This is a genomic window from Isoptericola sp. NPDC060257 (assembly GCF_042726645.1).
Classification (GTDB): Bacteria; Actinomycetota; Actinomycetes; order Actinomycetales; family Cellulomonadaceae; genus Isoptericola; species Isoptericola nanjingensis.
The window spans coordinates 1-17,724 of the sequence record NZ_JBHXAW010000064.1 but is presented as its reverse complement, the minus strand read 5'-3'; the positions used below and the strand labels follow the sequence as shown (position 1 = coordinate 17,724).

General features: G+C 75.6%; 15 protein-coding genes. 4 read left to right on the top strand and 11 right to left on the bottom strand.

Translation table 11 applies throughout. The features are described 5' to 3' along the window. Positions 1 to 677, top strand: a 677-nt coding sequence (locus ACFWEK_RS07745; protein ID WP_430553669.1) for a VOC family protein, incomplete at its 5' end; no start/stop codon positions are given. 22 nt (positions 678 to 699) lie between these two features. Here ACFWEK_RS07745 and ACFWEK_RS07740 read toward each other — a convergent pair. From ACFWEK_RS07740 to ACFWEK_RS07695, 10 genes are all read right to left on the bottom strand, one after another. Beyond that, the gene (locus ACFWEK_RS07740; protein ID WP_430553670.1) at positions 700 to 1,674 is read right to left on the bottom strand and encodes a 5'-3' exonuclease H3TH domain-containing protein; all 975 of its coding nucleotides are present in this window, start codon (positions 1,672 to 1,674) and stop codon (positions 700 to 702) included. A gap of 55 nt (positions 1,675 to 1,729) precedes the next feature. Continuing rightward, positions 1,730 to 2,134, bottom strand: a complete 405-nt coding sequence (locus tag ACFWEK_RS07735; protein ID WP_430544542.1) for a fluoride efflux transporter FluC — start codon at positions 2,132 to 2,134, stop codon at positions 1,730 to 1,732. A 10-nt stretch (positions 2,135 to 2,144) separates the two neighbouring features. After that, on the bottom strand, positions 2,145 to 2,579 hold the full coding sequence (locus ACFWEK_RS07730) for a fluoride efflux transporter FluC (protein ID WP_430553668.1): 435 nt from the start codon (positions 2,577 to 2,579) through the stop codon (positions 2,145 to 2,147). After that, positions 2,576 to 3,028 (bottom strand): universal stress protein, encoded by a 453-nt coding sequence (locus tag ACFWEK_RS07725; protein ID WP_430553667.1) that lies wholly within the window; start codon positions 3,026 to 3,028, stop codon positions 2,576 to 2,578. Before ACFWEK_RS07725 ends, ACFWEK_RS07730 begins: the two co-directional genes overlap by 4 nt. A 25-nt stretch (positions 3,029 to 3,053) precedes the next feature. Beyond that, positions 3,054 to 4,268 (bottom strand): cation:proton antiporter, encoded by a 1,215-nt coding sequence (locus ACFWEK_RS07720; RefSeq protein ID WP_430544539.1) that lies wholly within the window; start codon positions 4,266 to 4,268, stop codon positions 3,054 to 3,056. Positions 4,269 to 4,270: 2 nt separating this feature from the next. After that, entirely contained in the window at positions 4,271 to 5,515 is a 1,245-nt protein-coding gene (locus tag ACFWEK_RS07715) for an AI-2E family transporter (RefSeq protein WP_430553666.1), read from the bottom strand. A gap of 49 nt (positions 5,516 to 5,564) precedes the next feature. Further along, positions 5,565 to 6,635: a sigma-70 family RNA polymerase sigma factor gene (locus tag ACFWEK_RS07710; RefSeq protein WP_430553665.1), complete on the bottom strand. Its 1,071-nt coding sequence runs from the start codon at positions 6,633 to 6,635 to the stop codon at positions 5,565 to 5,567. A 65-nt stretch (positions 6,636 to 6,700) separates the two neighbouring features. Further along, positions 6,701 to 9,100, bottom strand: coding sequence for a SpoIIE family protein phosphatase (locus tag ACFWEK_RS07705; protein ID WP_430544536.1), 2,400 nt, complete (start codon positions 9,098 to 9,100; stop codon positions 6,701 to 6,703). A gap of 24 nt (positions 9,101 to 9,124) precedes the next feature. After that, positions 9,125 to 12,088, bottom strand: a complete 2,964-nt coding sequence (locus ACFWEK_RS07700; protein WP_430553664.1) for an AAA family ATPase — start codon at positions 12,086 to 12,088, stop codon at positions 9,125 to 9,127. Between the two features lie 107 nt (positions 12,089 to 12,195). Then, a complete protein-coding gene (locus ACFWEK_RS07695; RefSeq protein WP_430544534.1) occupies positions 12,196 to 12,516 on the bottom strand; it encodes a hypothetical protein in 321 nt (106 codons plus the stop codon). Between the two features lie 306 nt (positions 12,517 to 12,822). On the opposite strand from ACFWEK_RS07695, the gene ACFWEK_RS07690 reads away from it, so the two are divergent. Both ACFWEK_RS07690 and ACFWEK_RS07685 read left to right on the top strand, forming a co-directional pair. After that, the gene (locus ACFWEK_RS07690) at positions 12,823 to 13,527 is read left to right on the top strand and encodes a hypothetical protein (RefSeq protein ID WP_430553663.1); all 705 of its coding nucleotides are present in this window, start codon (positions 12,823 to 12,825) and stop codon (positions 13,525 to 13,527) included. Positions 13,528 to 13,591: 64 nt separating this feature from the next. Beyond that, positions 13,592 to 14,803 carry a MalY/PatB family protein gene (locus ACFWEK_RS07685; protein WP_430553662.1) on the top strand — a complete coding sequence of 404 codons (1,212 nt, stop codon included), beginning with the start codon at positions 13,592 to 13,594 and terminating at the stop codon, positions 14,801 to 14,803. 50 nt (positions 14,804 to 14,853) lie between these two features. Here the strand turns inward: ACFWEK_RS07685 and ACFWEK_RS07680 are convergent, their stop codons facing one another. Then, complete coding sequence (locus ACFWEK_RS07680) at positions 14,854 to 15,621, bottom strand: M15 family metallopeptidase (RefSeq protein WP_430544531.1); 768 nt, start codon at positions 15,619 to 15,621, stop codon at positions 14,854 to 14,856. A gap of 38 nt (positions 15,622 to 15,659) precedes the next feature. Between ACFWEK_RS07680 and ACFWEK_RS07675 the strand changes: the two genes are divergently transcribed. Further along, positions 15,660 to 17,654, top strand: a complete 1,995-nt coding sequence (locus ACFWEK_RS07675; RefSeq protein WP_430553661.1) for a penicillin-binding transpeptidase domain-containing protein — start codon at positions 15,660 to 15,662, stop codon at positions 17,652 to 17,654. Positions 17,655 to 17,724 lie beyond the last annotated feature (70 nt).

The window sequence follows — 17,724 nt, the reverse complement described above, 5'->3', positions numbered from 1 at the left end:
CGTTCAAGGACCTGTGCGTCGACGCCGTCGACGCCGCTGCTCTCGGACAGTTCTGGGGGCGGACCCTCGGGCTGCGGGTCGAGCCGCTCGACGGCGGCGACGTCGTCCTGCGCGACCCGGGCCCCGACCCCGCGACGGCGCGGACGATCTGGGTCAACACCGTGCCGGAGGCGAAGACGGTGAAGCACCGCGTGCACCCCGACGTGCGCGCCCGGTCGCTCGACGAGTTCCCCGACCTCCCGCGCCTCAGCGAGCCCGGTCGGTTCCACTACACGACGCTGGCGGACCCCGAGGGCGGCGAGCTCTGCGTCTTCACCGCCGACGAGGTGCCGGCCTACCGGCTCAAGGACATCGTCGTGGACTGCGCGGACTACCGGACGGTCGCGGCGTTCTGGCACGGGCTCCTGGGTGGCACGCTCACCCAGGACGACGCCATGGACTACGCCTACCTGGACGAGGGCGCGGGCGTCCCGTTCGAGTCGTTCGACTTCGTCCCCGTGCCGGAGCCGAAGACGGTCAAGAACCGCTGGCACTGGGACGTGACCCTGAACGACGGCGTCACCGTGGACGACCTCGTCGCCCGCGGCGCGCGGGTGGTGCGCGCGCAGGACGACGAGATCGGCTGGACCGTCATGGGCGACCCGGAGGGCAACGAGTTCTGCGTCTTCCAGCCCTGACCCGCCCGGGCCGGGGTGCGGCTCAGGGGCGGGCGGCGAGGGCCGCGAGCACGCGGTCCACGCTGCTGCGGATGCCCCACCGCTCGGCGAGGGTGTCGAGCGCCTCGGGGTCCTTCGCCGCACGGGGCAGCGTCGCGTCGACCTCCCCGACGGGGGCGTCGTGCGCGACCTGCACCACCGTGGGCGCGACGTCGAGGTAGGGGGCGGCGTCGAGCAGCTTCTGCCGCTGGGTCGGGGTGATCCCCTTCGCACCGTGCTCCGCCGCGGCGCGCAGCCCGGCCAGGTCGCCGAACGCGGCGAGCAGCTTGGCCGCCGTCTTCTCGCCGATGCCGGGCACGCCGGGCAGGCCGTCGGACGGGTCGCCGCGCAGCGTCGCCATGTCGGCGTACGCCTGCCCGCTGGGCACGCCGTACTTCTCCGCGAGCCTCGCCTGGTCGACGACGTCGGGGTCGCGCACGCCGCGCGCCGGGTACAGCACGCGCACGCCGGCCGCGTCGTCGACGAGCTGGAACAGGTCGCGGTCGCCGGTGACGATGTCGACGCTGGCCGGCATCACCATCCCGACGGCGCCGGCCACGGGCAGTGCGGTCGCCGCGCTGCGCGCCACCTCGCGGGTGACGAGCGTGCCGATGACGTCGTCGGCCTCGAAGCCCGGTGCCCCGACGCGGGCGATGCCGAGCGCGGCCAGCACGTCGACGATCACGGGGACCTGCGGCGTGAGCGCGTCGGGCACCTCCTCGACGTCGGGCTCCCCGGCGGGCGTGACCGCCGCGACCCTGTGCTCCTTGTACGACCCGATCGCCTCGACGCGGAACGCCGGACGCCAGTCCTCGTCCCAGCACGCCACGAGCCGGTCCGGCCCGTGCTCCGTGACGAGGAACGCGATCATGTCCAGCAGGCCGCGCACCGCGTTGACGGGCTTGCCGTCGGGGGAGCGCAGCGAGTCGGGCAGGCCGAAGAAGGCGCGGAAGTACAGGCTCGCGGAGTCCAGCAGCATGAGGCTCACCGGGTCAGCGTGCCACAGCCCCCCGACCCCGAGCTCCCACGACGTCCTAGAGCAGCCGGCCCAGGAGGACGCCGAGGCCGATGCCGACGACGACGGCCGCCAGCGTGAGCGCCATGGTGCCGAGGGCGTTGGCCAGGGCCAGCCGGGGCCGGCCGGAGCGGGCGAGGCGGACGGTCTCGACCATCGCCGTGGAGAAGGTGGTGTAGCCGCCGCAGAACCCGGTCGCGACCCCGAGGCGCCAGGACTCGAGGTGGGCAGGGTCGCCGGCGCCGAGCAGCACGCCCGTGACGAGGCCGATGAGCAGCGATCCGGACACGTTCACCACGACGGTGGCCCACGGGAACGCGGCGCCGGGCGTCCGGGCCCGCACCGCGCCGTCGACGACGAACCGGGCGGCGGCGCCCAGCCCGCCCGCCACGGCGACGAGCAGCAGCGTCGCGGCGGCGCTCATCGCGGCCCCCTCATCGCGACCTCCGGCGAGAGCCGAGCACCACGCCCGCGAGGCAGGCGAGATACCCGAGCGCCAGCGTGCCGAGGGCGTACGCGAGTCCCTGCCCCACGGATCCCGAAGCCAGCAGCCGTTCGGTCTCCAGGGCGAGGGACGAGAACGTGGTGAACCCGCCCAGCACGCCCGTGCCGACGGCCAGCCGTACCCGCTGCACGACGGGCGTCTCCGGTCCACGGGCCGCGAGCGACTCCAGCAGCCAGCCCAGAACGAACGCACCGAGCACGTTGGCGGCGAGCGTCGCGACCGGCCACCCGTCGACGGCGGGCCATGCCTGCGCCAGCCCGAACCGGGCGACGGTGCCGACGGCACCGCCGGCCGCGACCAGCGCGACCGGACCGGGGCGCCGGTGGGCCGGGCGTACGCGTGCGGGCGGGCTGCCCGCCGTCACGACGCGTCGCCCGCGTGCCGGTCGGGCAGCACGACCACCGGCCGCGGCTGGTCGTGGACGAGGTGCCCGGCGACGGTGCCGCCGACCAGGTGCGTGGCCCAGCCCCGCATCCCGGGGCGGCGCGCGCCCACCACGATCAGGACGGCGTCGTGGACGGCTGCGACCCGGGCGAGCTCCGCCGCCGGGTCGCCGGCGGCGCGCTCGAGCCGCCAGCGCACGGGGCTGTCGGCCAGGGCGGCGGCGACGGCGTCGGACAGGCCGCCGTCGTCGGCGGGGGAGCCTGCGTCGGGGTCGACCGGCATCACGGCCCCGGACGGCTCGCGCACGGACGCCTCGTCCACGGCCACGCACACCAGCTCGGTGCCGAGCGCGGCCGCCAGGTCGGCGGCACGCCGGGGCACGCTGGGGTGGCGGTCGTGGGGCACGCCCACCAGCACCGGACCGGTCATGCCGCCATCGTAGGCAGCGGGCCGGTCAGGAGGTCCGGTCGAGCACCGGCAGGCCGTCGTCGTCCAGCCGCTCCTGGTCGTCGGAGCGCACCCCGAGCAGCTTCGCCATGGGCGTGCCGGTGAACCCGTACACGATCGCGGTGAGCAGCACGACGCCGAAGATCACCGGCACCAGCTGGGGGAACGGCTCGCCGGCGTCCTCGAACCGCAGCGCGAACACCGAGGCGGTGGACGCGGCGACGATGCCGCGCGGTGCCATCCAGGCGATCATCGCGCGCTGCGACCAGGGCAGGCCGGTGCCCAGCGTGGAGACCGACGCCACGAGCGGCCGCAGCACCAGCACCAGCAGTGCGACGATCCCGATGGTCGGCAGCGCGTACCGGGCCAGCGCGTCCAGGTCGATCCGCGCCGACAGCACCACGAACAAGGAACCGATGAGCAGCAGCCCGACGTGCGTGCCGAACTCGTGCAGCGGCTCGGTGCGCGCCACCCGCTGGTTCGCCAGGGCGGCGCCGAGGGCGGTGGTGGCGAACAGCCCCGCCTCGTCCTGCCCGGCCTCGGCGAGCGCGTAGGCGCCGAGGGCGAACGCGACCGCGAGCACGACCTCCGTCTCCTTCGGGACCCCACCGAAGCGGATGATCAGCACGAGCAGCGCTGCCGCGACGATGCCGACGAGGAGGCCCCACGCGGACGTCAGCAGCAGGCTCGTGCTCTCGGCGTGCAGGACGACGTTCGCGACGGCGAGCGCGACGGTCGCCCCGATGGGGTCGATGAAGATGCCCTCGAACGCGAGCACCGACTCCGCGGGCTGCTTGGGGCGGATGATCGCGAGCAGTGGCCCGACGACGGTGGGCCCGGACACGATGAGGATCGCGCCGATGACGGCGGCCCGCCCCCAGGACAGGTCGAGGAACAGGTGCGTGATCACCGTGGCGCCCAGGCCGGTGAGCAGCGCACCGGTGGTCACCAGCCCGAGGACCGGGCGGCGCGCACCGCCGCGGAGGCGGCCGAAGTCGAGCTTGAGCGACTCCTCGAAGAGCAGCAGGCCCACGGCCATCGAGACCAGCGGGAAGAGAGCGTCGCCGAAGACCTCGTCCGGGTCGAGCCACCCGAGCACGGGGCCCACGAGGAGGCCCAGCACGAGCAGCAGCAGGATGGACGGCACCCGGAGCCGCTTGGCAGCGACCTGTCCGGCCACGCCCACCGCGACGACCAGCGCGATCCCGCCGACGAGGTCCATGCTCACTCCTCCGCGCCGTCGCGCCGCCGGGCCTCCGCCTCGCGGGCGGCGCGCTCGCCGGCCTCGAGGTTGCGGCGTCGTCGTGACGACCACACGCCCTCGCCGCGGCCGGACGGCTGGTCGGGGTCGTGCAGCAGCGTCGAGTCGACGAGCTCGTGCCGCTGCAGGTAGGTGTTCCCGAGGGCCTGCACGGTCGCGAGGATCGGCAGGGCGAGGAACGCGCCGAGCGCGCCGAAGACGGCGCCGAACCCGAGGACGCCGACGAACGACACGGCCGGGTTCATCTCCAGCGCCCGGGCGCTGACCTTCGGGGAGAAGATGAGGTTCTCCACCTGCTGGTACGCGACGATGAAGAGCAGCACGGCGATCGCCTGCGGCAGCCCCTGCGCGGCGAGCGCGACCGCCACCGGCAGGGCGCCGCCGATGTATGTGCCGATGGTGGGCACGAACTGCGACACGACGCCCGTGAACACGGCGAGCGGCAGCGCGTACGGCGTCTGCACGATCACGAGGAAGACGAACGTGAACACGCTCGACAGGGCGGCGAGCACGACGCGGGAGCTGATGAAGTCGGAGACCTTCACCTGCGTGATCTCCCACAGCGTCAGCACCTCCTGCTGCCGGTCGGGTCGCAGCCAGGCGCAGATGGCGGCGCGGAACTTGGGGCCCGCGGCCATGAGGTAGTACGTGATGAGCAGGATCGTGGTGATCGCGAACAGGACTCCCACGATGGAGACGCCGACGCTGATCGCACCCGTCGCGACGTCCTGCCCCCACTGGTCCAGGGCCTGCGCGACGAGGTCGTCGGAGTCGGGGACGGTGACGTCCCAGCGCGACTCGATGCCCTGCTGGATGCTCGTGTAGAGGTCGGGCAGCGACGAGACGAGCTGGATCAGCTGCTGCACGAACAGGTTGCCGAACAGCGCGAACACGGCGAGCACGACGACGATCGCCCCGCCCAGCGAGACGCCCGCGGCCGCCCCGCGCCGCCACCCGTGCCGCACGAGCCACACGACGATCGGCTCGAGCGCGAGTGCGACGAAGAAGGAGATGAGCACGTTGACGGCCAGCCCGCCGAGCTGGCCGAACGCGTACGAGAGGAAGGTGGCGACGAACACGGCCACCACGACCATCACCAGCGCACGCGGCAGCCACCGCGGCGGGTTCTTGCTGTCGTGCTGGACGGGACGGACGGAATCGTCGACCTCGTCGGGCTCGCCCTCAGGGTGCTGGGCGTCCGTGGTCATGCGGGAAAACGTAGCCCAGCGCGGCGTGGGGGGCGCGCTGGGCCGCAGGTCAGAGGGCGGGCAGCCGGTCGGGCAGGCCGAACCGGGGAAACCAGGTGGCCGTGTCGAGGAACGTGGTGATGCCGGTGATCCGGCCGCTGCCGTCGTCCTCCAGCACGGCGAGCCCCCACGGCGACCAGCCGCCGGTGGGGTCGCGCCGGTACTGGCCGTACGCCATCGAACCGTTCGCCTGCACGGGCACGCAGCGCGACCCCTCGCAGCCGGAGCCGGGACCCGTCATCCAGCGGATCACCTCGGAGCGCCCGTGCACCCACATCGTGTAGGGCGGCATGTTGAGCACGGCGTCCTCGTGCAGCAGCGCCACCAGGGCGTCCATGTCGTAGCGCTCGAACGCGTCCAGGTACCGCTCGAGCAGCGTCTGGTCGATCTCGTCCCACTCCGGCTCGGGGGCGTCGGCGCCGTCGTCGCCCGCCCGACGCAGGCCCTTGCTGCCGAGGGTGGCGCGGGCGCGCTGGAGCGCGCTGTTCACGGAGGCGACGGTGGTGTCGAGGAGGGCGGCGACCTCGGCGGCCGACCAGCGCAGCACCTCGCGCAGCACCAGCACGGCGCGCTGCCGCGCGGGCAGGTGCTGCAGCGCGGCCACGAACGCGAGCCGGATGGACTCGCGGCCCACCGCGACGTCGGCCGGGTCGCCCTCGCGCGGCAGGACGGCGTCGTCGGGCACGGGCTCGAGCCACCGGTCCTCCGCGAGGACGTCGCCGAAGTACTGCTCCTCCGCCGGCTGCGGCCCGCCCAGCCCCATGGGGCGCTCGCGCCGCTTGGACGACCCGAGGTGGTCGAAGCACACGTTGGTCGCGATGCGGTACAGCCACGACCGCAGCGACGACCGCCCCTCGAACCGGTCGTACGAGCGCCACGCGCGCAGCAGCGTCTCCTGGACCGCGTCGTCGGCCTCGAACGCGCCGCCGAGCATGCGGTAGCAGTAGCCGGTGAGCTCGCGGCGGTACGGCTCGAGCAGGGCGCCGACGTCCTCGCCCTCGCCGTCGGACGTGGGGGAGGCGCCGGTCGCCGTCGCCCCGGGTCGGGACGGCGCGGCGGCGCGCTGGGCGGCGTGTGTCACGTCTCACACCGTACGTCGTACCGCCGACACCCGGGAGGGGTGTCGCCCGGGGCGACGGCGAGGGGTCAGCGACGGTCGTCGCGCAGCACGCGCTCGACCAGGGGCACGGCGCCGGTGGCGGGCGTCGGCGGGCGTACTCGCTTGACGGTGCCGGTGAGCGGCCGGGCCGCGCGGTCGATCTCGAACCACACGGTCTTGCCCTCGACGACGCCGGAGTGCCGCCCGACGGCGTCGGAGCCGTCGTGCAGCTGGACGCCCCACCGGGACGCGAGGCGGTCGAGGAAGAGCACGCCGCGGCCCGACAGGTCCTGCGGCCGGGGGGACTGCAGCTCCGGCTCGGCGATGCTGCCGTCGCGGACCCCGACGCGCAGCCGGCGGCCGTCCACCTCGACCGTCGCCGTGATCGGTCCCTCGCCGTGCTCCAGCGCGTTGGTCAGCACCTCGCTGGTGAGGAGCATCGCGGTGCGCCGCTGCTCGTCGGACACCTCGCACGACTCGAGCACGTCGTCCACCCACCGGCGCGCCGGGCCGAGGTCGCTGAGGTCGTCGTCGGCGACGCGCCGCTCCGCCTTGGCGGGCCCGGCCGACGACGGCGGCCCGGACGGGGCGGGGACGCGCACCCGCAGCGCCAGCACGGCGACGTCGTCGCGCTGCGCGTCGCCCACGAGGCCGCGCACCAGGGCGCGCGGGACCGCGGACGTGGCCTCGCCGTGCGCGGAGCGCAGCACCGTCTCCAGGTCGGACAGCCGCTCGTCGCTCGGGACGCCGCGGCGCTCCACCAGCCCGTCCGTGTACAGCACGAGGGTGTCGCCCGGCAGGAGGCGGACGGAGCGGTCCACGCGCGGCGTGGTGGGCACCACGCCCAGCAGCAGGTCGGGGGTCTCGGACAGGCGCTCGACCCGCCCGTCGCGCCGCAGCACCATCGGCGGCGGGTGCCCGGCCACCGACCACGTGAGCGTGTACGCGCGCTCGGGCCGCTCGGCCGGCGGGACGCCCTCGAGCGCCTCCGTCGGGCACGGCGCGGGGTCACGGTCCAGGCGCGCGACGACGGCGGTCGCCATCGCCCGCGGGCCGAGGCGCGCGTTCGCCTTGTCGAGGCGGGTCAGCAGCCCGGCCGGCGACTCGTCGTGGCTCCACGCGAGCGCGCGGAGCATCGAGCGCAGCTGGCCCATCTGCGCGGCGGCGTGCACGTCGTGGCCCGCGACGTCGCCGATCATGACGATCGCCGTGCCGTCGTCGCGCACCACCGCGTCGTACCAGTCGCCGCCCACCTGGTCGGTGCGCGCGGCGGGGGCGTAGGTGGTCGCGATGTCGAGGTGCGCCACCGTGGGCGGCGCGGTGAGCATCGACTCCTGCAGCGTGGTCGCGACCCGCCGCCGAGCCTCCAGCAGCGCCACCCGCTCCAGCGCGAGCGCCACGTACCGGCTGATCGTCGACTCGAGCGCCGCGGTCTCGGCGTCGTGCTCGCGGGCCTGGTCCCACACGCAGGCGATGACGCCCACGACCATGCCGTTCGACATCACCGGCAGGAACGACCGCGCGCCCTCCGACACGGACCCCACGGGGCCCATCTCCGGGTAGGTCGCGACCATCTCCGCGTGGTCGCGGAACCGCAGGGCGGCCCGGCTGCGGACGACGTGCGTGTCGGGCCGGGGCGCGTCGAGCCGTGTGCTGCGCAGCGCCGGCTCGCCCGGGTGGTGGTGCCCCACGGTGAAGAACGACAGGTGCCGCCGGTCGGCGTCGACCAGGGCCAGCGACACCCAGCGGGCGCCCGTCCCGGTGCCGATGACGTGCGCGATGGCGTCCTCGACCTCGTCCAGCGTGGTGACGCGCGCGAACCGCTCCGACAGCCCGAGCAGGAACCGCGACCGGCGGTGCGCGCGGAACGCGACCTGCTCGGCAAGCCGCGCCCGCTCCCGCTCGGCGCGCAGCCGCAGCTCGCCCGACGCCGCGGCCGACAGGTCGGCGAGGGTGGCGAGGTCCGTCTCGGTCCAGGTGCGCGGCACGGACGACACCGCCCACAGCGCGCCGACCACGTGGCCGCGGGCGTCCTCGATCGGGTACCCGGCGTACGCGGCGAGCACGAGGCCGCCGATCCTGTGCCGGCCGCCCACCCGCGGGTCGTCGTCGGCGTCGCCCACGACGAGCGGCGTGCGGGTGCGCGCGACGATCGCCGTCAGGGGCCGGGGGAGCTCGAGGCGGCGGCTGCGCTGCGCGTCCTCCGGGAAGCCGACGGCGCCCGGCAGCGTCTTGACGTCGCCCTCGTCGGTGAGCATGACGACGGCGGCCGCGGGCACGCCGAGCTGGCGGTGCACGAGCCGCGCGATGCGGTCGAACACCTCGTCTGCGACGGGCTCACCGTTGGCCGGGCCGGGCGGCGGGCCGGGCACGCGGTCGGACGCGGGACCGGGCACGGGGCCGGGCGACGGGCCGGACAGGGAGCCGACAGCCTGGGCTTCCGGCACGGGCCCAGTATGGACCTCGATCGGTCAGACGCCGATCAGCCCGCGCCGGTGGGCGACGGCGACCGCCTCGGCCCGCCCCGACACGCCCAGCTTCGCGAGCAGGTTCGACACGTGCACGCTGACCGTCTTCGTGGAGATGTACAGCCGCTCGCCGATCTGACGGTTGCTGAGCCCCTGCGCGACGAGCACCAGCACCTCCTCCTCGCGCTCCGTGAGGACGGACGTCGTGCGGCGGCCGCCGGGCAGCGGCACGCGGGCGCGACGGCCCCACGCGTGGATCGCGTCGGCGAGGGGCGCGGCGCCCATGTCGACGGCCTCGCCGAGCGCCTCGGCCGCCTCCACCTCGGCCGCCGGCACGTCGCCGAACGCCCGCAGCGCCTGCGCCCAGCGGAACCGGGACCGGGCCACCTCGTAGCGGTAGCCGAAGTCGAACTCCTTGACGGTCGCCTCCCACAGCCCGGGGTCGCCCGCGGTGTCGGTGAGCGCGGCCCGCAGCCGGGAGTGCTCCGCCGCCGCGCGGCTCAGCCACGCCCGGCCCTCGGGGCCGAGCCGCCCGCCGCGGGGGCGCCCGCGCCGTGCGGTCTCCTGCGCGACGGCGAGGAGGGCGTCGCCGCGGTCGAGCAGCTCCTGGGCGGGGCCGACCGCGTGGGGGCCGCTCTCCGCGTGCTCCGCGAGCGCGGCCAGCGCCAGCGCGGACAGCCAGATGCGGCCGAGGAAGAACTCGGACCAGGTGGCGCCCAGGTGCGTGGCAACCTCCTCGGCCGTCGTGACCGCCTCGTCGTAGCGGCCGGCCCACGTGAGCGCGTCGGCGTGGGTGCCCCCGGCGATGAGGGCGATCTGCCCGTCGCTCCCCCAGTGCACGCGCATGTCCTGCGCCGCGCCGATCGCGTCCCCGCCCTCGCGCGCGACCTGCGCGTACAGCCCGCCCGCGGCGAGGTACGGCACGACGCTCGCGGGGGCGCCCTCGGGCACCGGCCACGGGGACAGGTCGCCCGTGAGGTAGGCGCGGATCTGCGCGAGGTCCACCATCTCCAGGCCGTACGCGCCCCATGTGACGCCGGTCGACCGGGCGCGCGCCATGCCGGCGTCGAGCACCTGCGCGGACAGGTCGAGGTGGCCCGCGTAGAAGTGGGTGGCGGCCAGGTTGTACCAGCAGCGCATCTCGGTGCGCAGGTCGCCCGCGGCGACGGCGCGCTCCCGGGCACGCTCGAGCAGGTCGGCCGCCGTGTCCGGCGTGCCGACCTCCAGCATCGCGAGGGTCGTGAGGGCGTCGGCCTCGGCGTCGGGCGCGTCGGCCCGGCGGGCGACGTCGACCGCCTGCCGGGCGAACCCGCCGGCCTCGTCGTCGCGGTCGTTGTTGAGCAGCACCCGGGCGTGCACGGCGAGCGTCCACGCCAGCTCGGGCGTCGCGGCGTCGTCGGGCACCTCGACGTCGGCGAGGGCGGCCGGGCTGCCGGCGTCGGTGGCGCCGGGCAGCAGCACGTCGAGCGCCGAGCTGGACTGGTCCAGGGCGTCGACCAGGTCCTCCAGGTCCAGCACGTAGCGCACCAGCACGTGCCGCAGGCGGGCCTGCCGCTCGGGGTCGCCGTCGAGGCCCTCGAGGGCGCGCCGCGCGAGCTGCTCCGCGCGCGACGCCTGGCCCGCGGAGCTGGCCGCGGCCGCGGTGTCGAGGGCGACCGCGACCCGGTCGGTGCCGAGCAGCTCCGCGGCGTCCGGCACGGACTCCCACAGGGACAGCACCTGCTCCAGGTGCCGTGCCTCCTCCGCGGGGGCGAGCATCGTCGCGGCGCTGCGGGCGGCGTCGCGGGACGCGACGAGCGCGGCGGGCAGGTCGTGCCCCTCCAACGCGTGGTGGGCGCGCTTGGCCGCCTTCCCGAGGCGCGGGTCCGCCGTCAGCGCGTCGAGATACGCGCGGTGCATGGTGGTGCGCTCGCCCGGGAGCAGGTCGAGCACGAGCGCCTCGGCGACCAGGGCGTGCCGGAACGCGACGTGCTGGCCCTCGACGCGCAGGACCTGCTGGGCCACGGCCTCGCGCAGGGCGGCGTCGGTCGCGCCCGGCGCGTCGAGCCCGCGCAGGTGCGCCGCGGCGGCGCGCAGCAGCGCCTCGTCCACCTGGCGCCCGGCGACGGCGGCGAGCCGCACGAGCTGCTGCACGGCCGGGTCGAGGCGCTGCAGGCGCGCGTGCAGGACGTCGGCCAGGGACCACGGCAGGCCGGTCGACGACTGGCCCGCGTCGAGCAACTCCTCGGCGAAGAAGGCGTTGCCGTCCGACCGGCTGCGCACGGCGTCGAACTCGGCCTCGCCGAGGGGCTCGCCGCGGGTGGCGGTGGTGAACTCGCGCAGCTCGTCGGAGGTGAAGGGGGACAGCTCGACGTGCTCCACCGGGCGCTGGCGGTACAGCTCCGCGAGGACGGGGCGCAGGGGGTGGCGGCGGTGCAGGTCGTCGCTGCGGTACGTCGCGACGACCAGGAGGTGCTCCGACCGCATCCGCGCGACGACGAACCGCAGCACGTCGCGCGTCGACTCGTCCGCCCAGTGCACGTCCTCGACGACCAGCACGAGCGGGGAGCCCGCCCGGCCGGCGGCGGCGAGGCTGCCGGCCACGCCGTCGAGCAGCTGCAGGCGCTCCGCGTGGTCGGCGTCGCCGTCCGCACCGCCCGCCGGGTCGAGCAGGCGCGCGAGGGCGGGGCGCGCGGCGACGACCTCGGCCACCGCGGGGACGCCGCGCAGCTCGGTCAGCGCCTCCGTGAACGGCAGGTACGGGATGCCGACGTCGCCCAGGTCCACGCAGTGCGCGACGACGACGCGCGCGCCGGCCTCGCGCGCGACGTCGGCGAGGTGGGTGACCAGGCGGGTCTTGCCCACCCCGGCGTCGCCGCCGAGCAGCAGGACGCCCGGCTCGCCCTCCGCGGCGCGCTCCAGCGCACCGCGAAAGGCGGTGACCTCCTCCTGGCGGGCGATCAGGGGCACCTCGCTGGAACGTCGCACGAGGTGATCGTCCCACCGAGCACCCACACCCGCCCCAGGTTTTCCGGGCTCGCCGACCCGCCCCGTGGCCGCCTCGACCGCGGTGCGGGCCCCCGTGCCGCCCACGGTCAGGCGGCCCGGCGTCCGGCGCCGTCCTGCGGGCGCAGCGCGTCCAGCCCGTGGGCGATCTGGTCGGCCCGGCGGGTCACCTGGAGGTCCCACGCGCGGGCGTCGGTCCGGGCCGCGACGGCGTCGAGCGTCGAGCCGAGCCGCTGCACGGCCTCGCGGTCCGCGGCCCGCGACCGTGCCCGGCGGGCCAGGTCCCGGACCGCGCGGCCCACCGTGCGCATCCACGCCGGCGTCCCGCGCTGGTAGGTCTCGGCCATCCGCTCGCGCCGGTAGTCCAGCTCGGCCAGGACGGCCAGGTCCCGCGACGTCATCTGGTTCATGTCCTCGTCCCCTCACCGGCCGGTGTCCCCGGCCTTCGTGCCGGCCACCGCCGGCTCTCCGATCTCGTGGTGACCACGGTCGTCCTGAGGCCCCCGGCGGGGGATCGGGCAACTGCCCCGTCTTCGGCGTCGGGGGTACCTCAGACGGCGTGGTGACCAGGGCCTTCGGCCGTCTGAGGTACCCCCAGGGCGGGGCCGCGGGGTCCCGGGGCAGGGGCCGGACCCGCCTTCGCCCGCGCCAGCCGTTGCGACCTGGGTCACAGCGGTCGCACACTGGGGAGACCGGACCTATACGGGGGTGGACTCGTGGCTGGATCTGTTGCAGGCGCCTTCGACGCGCTGCCGATGCTCGGACGTGGCAAGCACCGCAACCCCAAGAAGGGCGCGTGCTTCATGGAGCTGGCGTCGTTCCTGGCCGGTGAACGGTGGAGCGACCATCCGCAGTGCACTCACCCGCTCCTCGCGATGCTGGCCCGTGCCGTGAACGACCTGACTTCCGACGGGAACCGGCCGCAGCTCGCGCCGCTCATCCCGTCCGTCATCGGGCTGACCAGCGGCGACCCGCGCTGGGACGTGCGGATCGCGCTGCGTGCCGCGCAGACGGCGCTGCCCGTCGCGCCCGCCGACCGGCAGCAGACGCTGGCCGTCGCCATCATCGGCGCGGAGCGCATGCTCGACGCCCTGGACGGTCGACCCGAGGGGACCCTCGACCCCGCCAGCGCCGACGCGCTCGCCGCGTCGCCGAAGACGGCCGAGTGGGCCTACCGGTTCTGCGAGGGCACCCGGGTGCGGCCCAAGCGGTTCGTCCGCGACGCCGCGCCGTCCGTGGTGTCCACCGCGGTGCAGGGCATCAGCGAGGCGTTCGTGCCCGACACGGACGCCCGGCTGCGCGGCCTCCTCGCCGCCACGATCGAGGACGCCCGGCGCTGGGCCGGCCACACCGACGAGGACCGCCCGGCCCTCGTCGAGGAGCAGTGGGCCCCGGTGGTGAGGACGGTCCCGTCCGCCTGACCCGTGCCGAGGTAGTACGCGTCGCGCCGAGGTAGTACGCGGCCGCCTCTGGTAGACCGGAGCCGTGACCGACAACCCTCTGGAGCAGCTCACCCTCGACGACCTGCGCCGTCGTACGTCCGTGAAGTGGCGCGCCTACCCGCCGGACGTGCTGCCGCTGTTCGTCGCCGAGATGGACACGCCCGTCGCCCCGCCCGTCGTCGACGCCGTCCGTGCCGCGCTCGCCCTCGGCGACACGGGGTACGACGTCGGAACCGCGTACGCCGAGGCGCTCGGGCCGTTCGCGCGAGAGCGGTGGGGCTGGGCCCCCGACGTCGCGTCCAGCCGCACGATGCCGGACGTCATGGTCGCGATCGTCGAGGTGCTGCGCGTCCTCACCGCCCCCGGCGACGCCGTCGTCGTCACGCCGCCCGTGTACCCGCCGTTCTACGGCTTCCCCGGCAACGAGGGGCGGCAGGTCGTGGAGGCGCCGCTGGGCGCCGACCTGCGGCTCGACCTGGGCACGCTCGAGGCCGCTTTCGCGCGCGTCACGGGCGCCGCCGCCCACGGCACAGGGCCCGGCTCCGGCCGGCGCGCCGTGCTGCTGCTCTGCAACCCGCACAACCCCACCGGCACCGTGCACACCCGCGCGGAGCTCGAGGCGGTGCTGGCGCTCGCCGACCGGTACGGGGTACGGGTGGTGGCCGACGAGATCCACGCCCCCTTCACGTTCGAGCGCGTGGCCGCCGGCGCGCCCGCGTTCGTGCCGCTGCTGTCCGTGGCGGGGTCCGAGCGCGCGATCGTCGTGCAGTCGGCGTCGAAGGCCTTCCACCTCGCCGGGCTGCGGGCGGCGGTCGCGCTCGGCGGGCCGGACGCCGCAGACGACCTGCGCCGGATCCCCGAGGAGGCGGGCCACGCCGTCAACCACCTCGCGGTGCTGGCGCACGCGGCGGCCTACCGCGACGGCGGGCCGTGGCTGGACGCCCTCCTCGCGGGCGTGCACGCGAACCGCGGGCTGCTCGCGCGTCTGCTCGCGGAGCACGCGCCCGCCGTGCGGCTCCAGCCCGCCGACGCCACCTACCTCGCCTGGCTCGACCTGCGCGCCACCCTGCCCGGCGGGGTCCCCGCCGCCGACGCCGCCGCGTTCGTCCTGGAACGTGGCCGCCTCGCCCTCGAGGACGGCGTGCGCTTCGGCGCCGGCGGCGCCGGGTGGCTGCGGCTCAACCTCGCGACGTCGACGGCGGTGCTCACCGAGGCCGTCGAGCGCCTCGGCCGCGCCCTCGTCGCGCCGGTGTAGCACGGTCTGTTCTACCTCGGCACAGTCCGTGCTGCGTCGGCGGGAGGAGGCTACCTCGCCGAGGCGTAGTCGGGCGCCGGATCGACGCCGAAGGCCTCCTCCAGGGTGGTGGTGCCGGCGAGGCGCATCGGGACGGTCAGACCGGTGCCGACGTAGCGCAGGTGCCAGGGCTCCGGGGCGTAGCCGGTCACGGCCTGCCGGCCCTCCGGGTAGCGGACGACGAACCCGTGGCGCCACGCCTGCGTGGCCACCCAGCGCCCGGTCCGGGTGCGCCCGAACTCGGTGTACGGGGTGCCGGCCTCGGCGACGTCGGCGGCGAGGCCCGTCTGGTGCTCGGAGTACCCCGGGCGCGCGGAGAAGGCGTCGGCGGCGCGGCGTCCGTGCGCGTCGACGTACCGGGCGTACAGCCGCCGCTGGTAGTCCGCGGACCGGTAGCCGGAGGCGAGGACGAGCTCGTGGCCCGTGGCGGCCTCCGCGTCGGCGGCGAGGCGTTCCAGGGCCCGCGCGGCGTCGGCCTGCAGCAGGTCGTGCTCGCCGAGGGAGGCCACGTCGGGGCGCACGAGGTCGTCGGGCGACCAGTCCGCCGGGGTCACGGGGTGGGTCTTGTTCACCAGCACCGTCGGGTCCGCGGGGTCGTGGCCCGGCGCCCACGTGCGGCTCAGGAGCGGCGCGCCGCCGGGCCGCGGATCGGGGAGCGCGGCGCGCCCGTCGCCCGCCGGGACGACGGTGCCCGCGACGGTCAGCACGCCCGCCAGCGTGCCCGCCACGGCAGCGCCACGAAATCTATGCAGGACCGTGACCGCGACACGGGGGGACATGCCGACAAGGTTGCCAGGGAGCCGATAATCTCGCCAAGGTGCGCCGCCGACACCGCCTCGCCCTCGCCGTCCTGCTGACACCTGTCGTCGGGGTGTCCCTGGTGGCGTGCACCGGGACCGACACGCCGTCCGCCGAGCCCGCCGCCGAGGCGCTCGCGGCCGCGCTCCGGGCGGGCGACGTGAAGGACCTGCCGCTGCAGGCGCCCGGCTCCGTCGACGTGCAGACGCAGCTCACCCAGGTGCTGGAGCCGCTCGTGGACGCCTCGGGCGAGCGCGAGCACACGGTGACGGTGGCCGACGTCGGCAAGCCGGTCACGAAGGACGGCTCGACGACGGCGGTGGCCACGCTGGACTGGTCGTGGCCGGTGGGCCGCGCCGTCACGTGGAAGTACAGCACCGACGTCGACCTCGCCTACACGCCGCCGGAGAGCGGCGACGGCGAGGGGGCCTGGCGCGCGGTGTGGCGGCCTGACGTGCTGGTGCCCGACCTGGAGCCGGGCGAGCGGCTGACGGTCAAGACCCTCGAGGCGGACCGCGGCGACCTGCTCGACGGCGACGGGAAGCCGATGATGACCGAGCGGGGCGTGTGGCACATCGGGGTGGACAAGACGGCGGTCGAGGGGCTCGGCCAGGAGTCCGCGGCGCGCGACCTCGCGCAGCTCGTGGGCCTCGAGCCGAACGAGTTCTTCGCGCGCGTCGACGCGGCCGGGGAGAAGGCGTTCGTCGAGGCGATCACCATCCGCCAGAAGAACCCTGGCGTGGACTTCACGGTGGAGGACGCGCAGGACATCATCGGCGTGCGGGCGGTCGAGGACTCCCTCGAGCTCGGTCCGACGAGCACCTTCGCGTCGCCGATCCTGGGCCGGGTCGGCGAGGCGACCAAGGAGGTCATCGAGGAGTCCGACGGCGCGGTGCAGGCCGGCGACGTGGTGGGTCTGTCGGGCGTGCAGCGCGCCTACGACGACCAGCTCACCGGCTCCCCGGGCGTCCTCGTGAGCGTGGTCCCGGCCGGCGCCGGCGACGTGGGGCTGGACGGCGAGCCGGAGGAGGACGCGGACGAGGGCCGGGAGCTGTACCGCGTGGACGCCGTGGACGGCACGCCGGTGGCCACCACCCTCGACCAGCACCTCCAGAAGCTCGCGGAGAACGTGCTCGACGACGTCGACCCGGCCAGCGCGATCGTCGCGATCCGGCCGTCGGACGGCGAGGTGCTCGCCGCGGCGAGCGGGCCGGGCAGCGAGGGCTGGTCCACCGCGACGCTCGGGCAGTACCCGCCGGGGTCGACGTTCAAGGTGGTGGACGCCCTCGCGATGCAGCGGGCGGGCATCACCCCGGACACGAAGGTCGCCTGCCCGGAGCACCTCACCGTGGACGGCCGGACGTTCGGCAACGTGCCCGGCTACCCGGCGTCGGCGACCGGGGAGGTGCCGCTGCGCACGGCGTTCGCGCACTCGTGCAACACGGCGATGATCGGGCAGCGCGACAAGGTGGCGCAGGCGGACCTGGCGACCGCGGCGTCCGACCTCGGGCTGGTCGACGACGAGGTGGCGACGCCCGTGCTGGGCGTGCCTGCGTTCCTGGGCGCCGTGCCCGCGAAGGCGGACGGCACCGAGCACGCGGCGTCGATGATCGGCCAGGGCAAGGTGCAGGCGTCGCCGCTGGGGATGGCGACGGTCGCCGCGAGCGTCGCCGCCGGCCACCGGGTGCAGCCCGTGCTGGTGCGCGACGAGACGGGCGACGAGAAGGAGGCCTCCGCCTCGCCGTCGGCCGACGAGGAGGCGCCGGAGAAGGCCCCGAAGGAGCCCTCGACGCCGGGGGTGGCCGACGACGAGGCGGCGGTGCTGCGCGACCTGATGCACGGCGTCGTCACCGAGGGCAGCGCGGACATGCTGCAGGGCGTGCCCGGCATCGTCGGTGCCAAGACCGGCACCGCGCAGTACGGCGACGGGTCGAAGCAGCACGTGTGGATGCTTGCGATCGTCGACGACCTCGCGGTGGGCCGGGTGGTGGGGGGGCGCCCCCCCAGGGTCTGATTAAAAAAAACGACGCCCCCCGAACCCCCCCGATGCGCGAGAGGGCAGCCTGCGGGACATGTGCTGCGGC

What these genes read in the sequence shown, in the direction of transcription:
- ACFWEK_RS07695 (WP_430544534.1), bottom strand. Translation starts at nt 12,516, where the DNA reads ATGAACCAGATGACGTCGCGGGACCTGGCCGTCCTGGCCGAGCTGGAC.
- ACFWEK_RS07735 (WP_430544542.1), bottom strand. Translation starts at nt 2,134, where the DNA reads ATGAGCGCCGCCGCGACGCTGCTGCTCGTCGCCGTGGCGGGCGGGCTG.
- ACFWEK_RS07715 (WP_430553666.1), bottom strand. Translation starts at nt 5,515, where the DNA reads ATGACCACGGACGCCCAGCACCCTGAGGGCGAGCCCGACGAGGTCGAC.
- ACFWEK_RS07725 (WP_430553667.1), bottom strand. Translation starts at nt 3,028, where the DNA reads ATGACCGGTCCGGTGCTGGTGGGCGTGCCCCACGACCGCCACCCCAGC.
- ACFWEK_RS07740 (WP_430553670.1), bottom strand. Translation starts at nt 1,674, where the DNA reads ATGCTGCTGGACTCCGCGAGCCTGTACTTCCGCGCCTTCTTCGGCCTG.
- ACFWEK_RS07720 (WP_430544539.1), bottom strand. Translation starts at nt 4,268, where the DNA reads ATGGACCTCGTCGGCGGGATCGCGCTGGTCGTCGCGGTGGGCGTGGCC.
- ACFWEK_RS07680 (WP_430544531.1), bottom strand. Translation starts at nt 15,621, where the DNA reads ATGTCCCCCCGTGTCGCGGTCACGGTCCTGCATAGATTTCGTGGCGCT.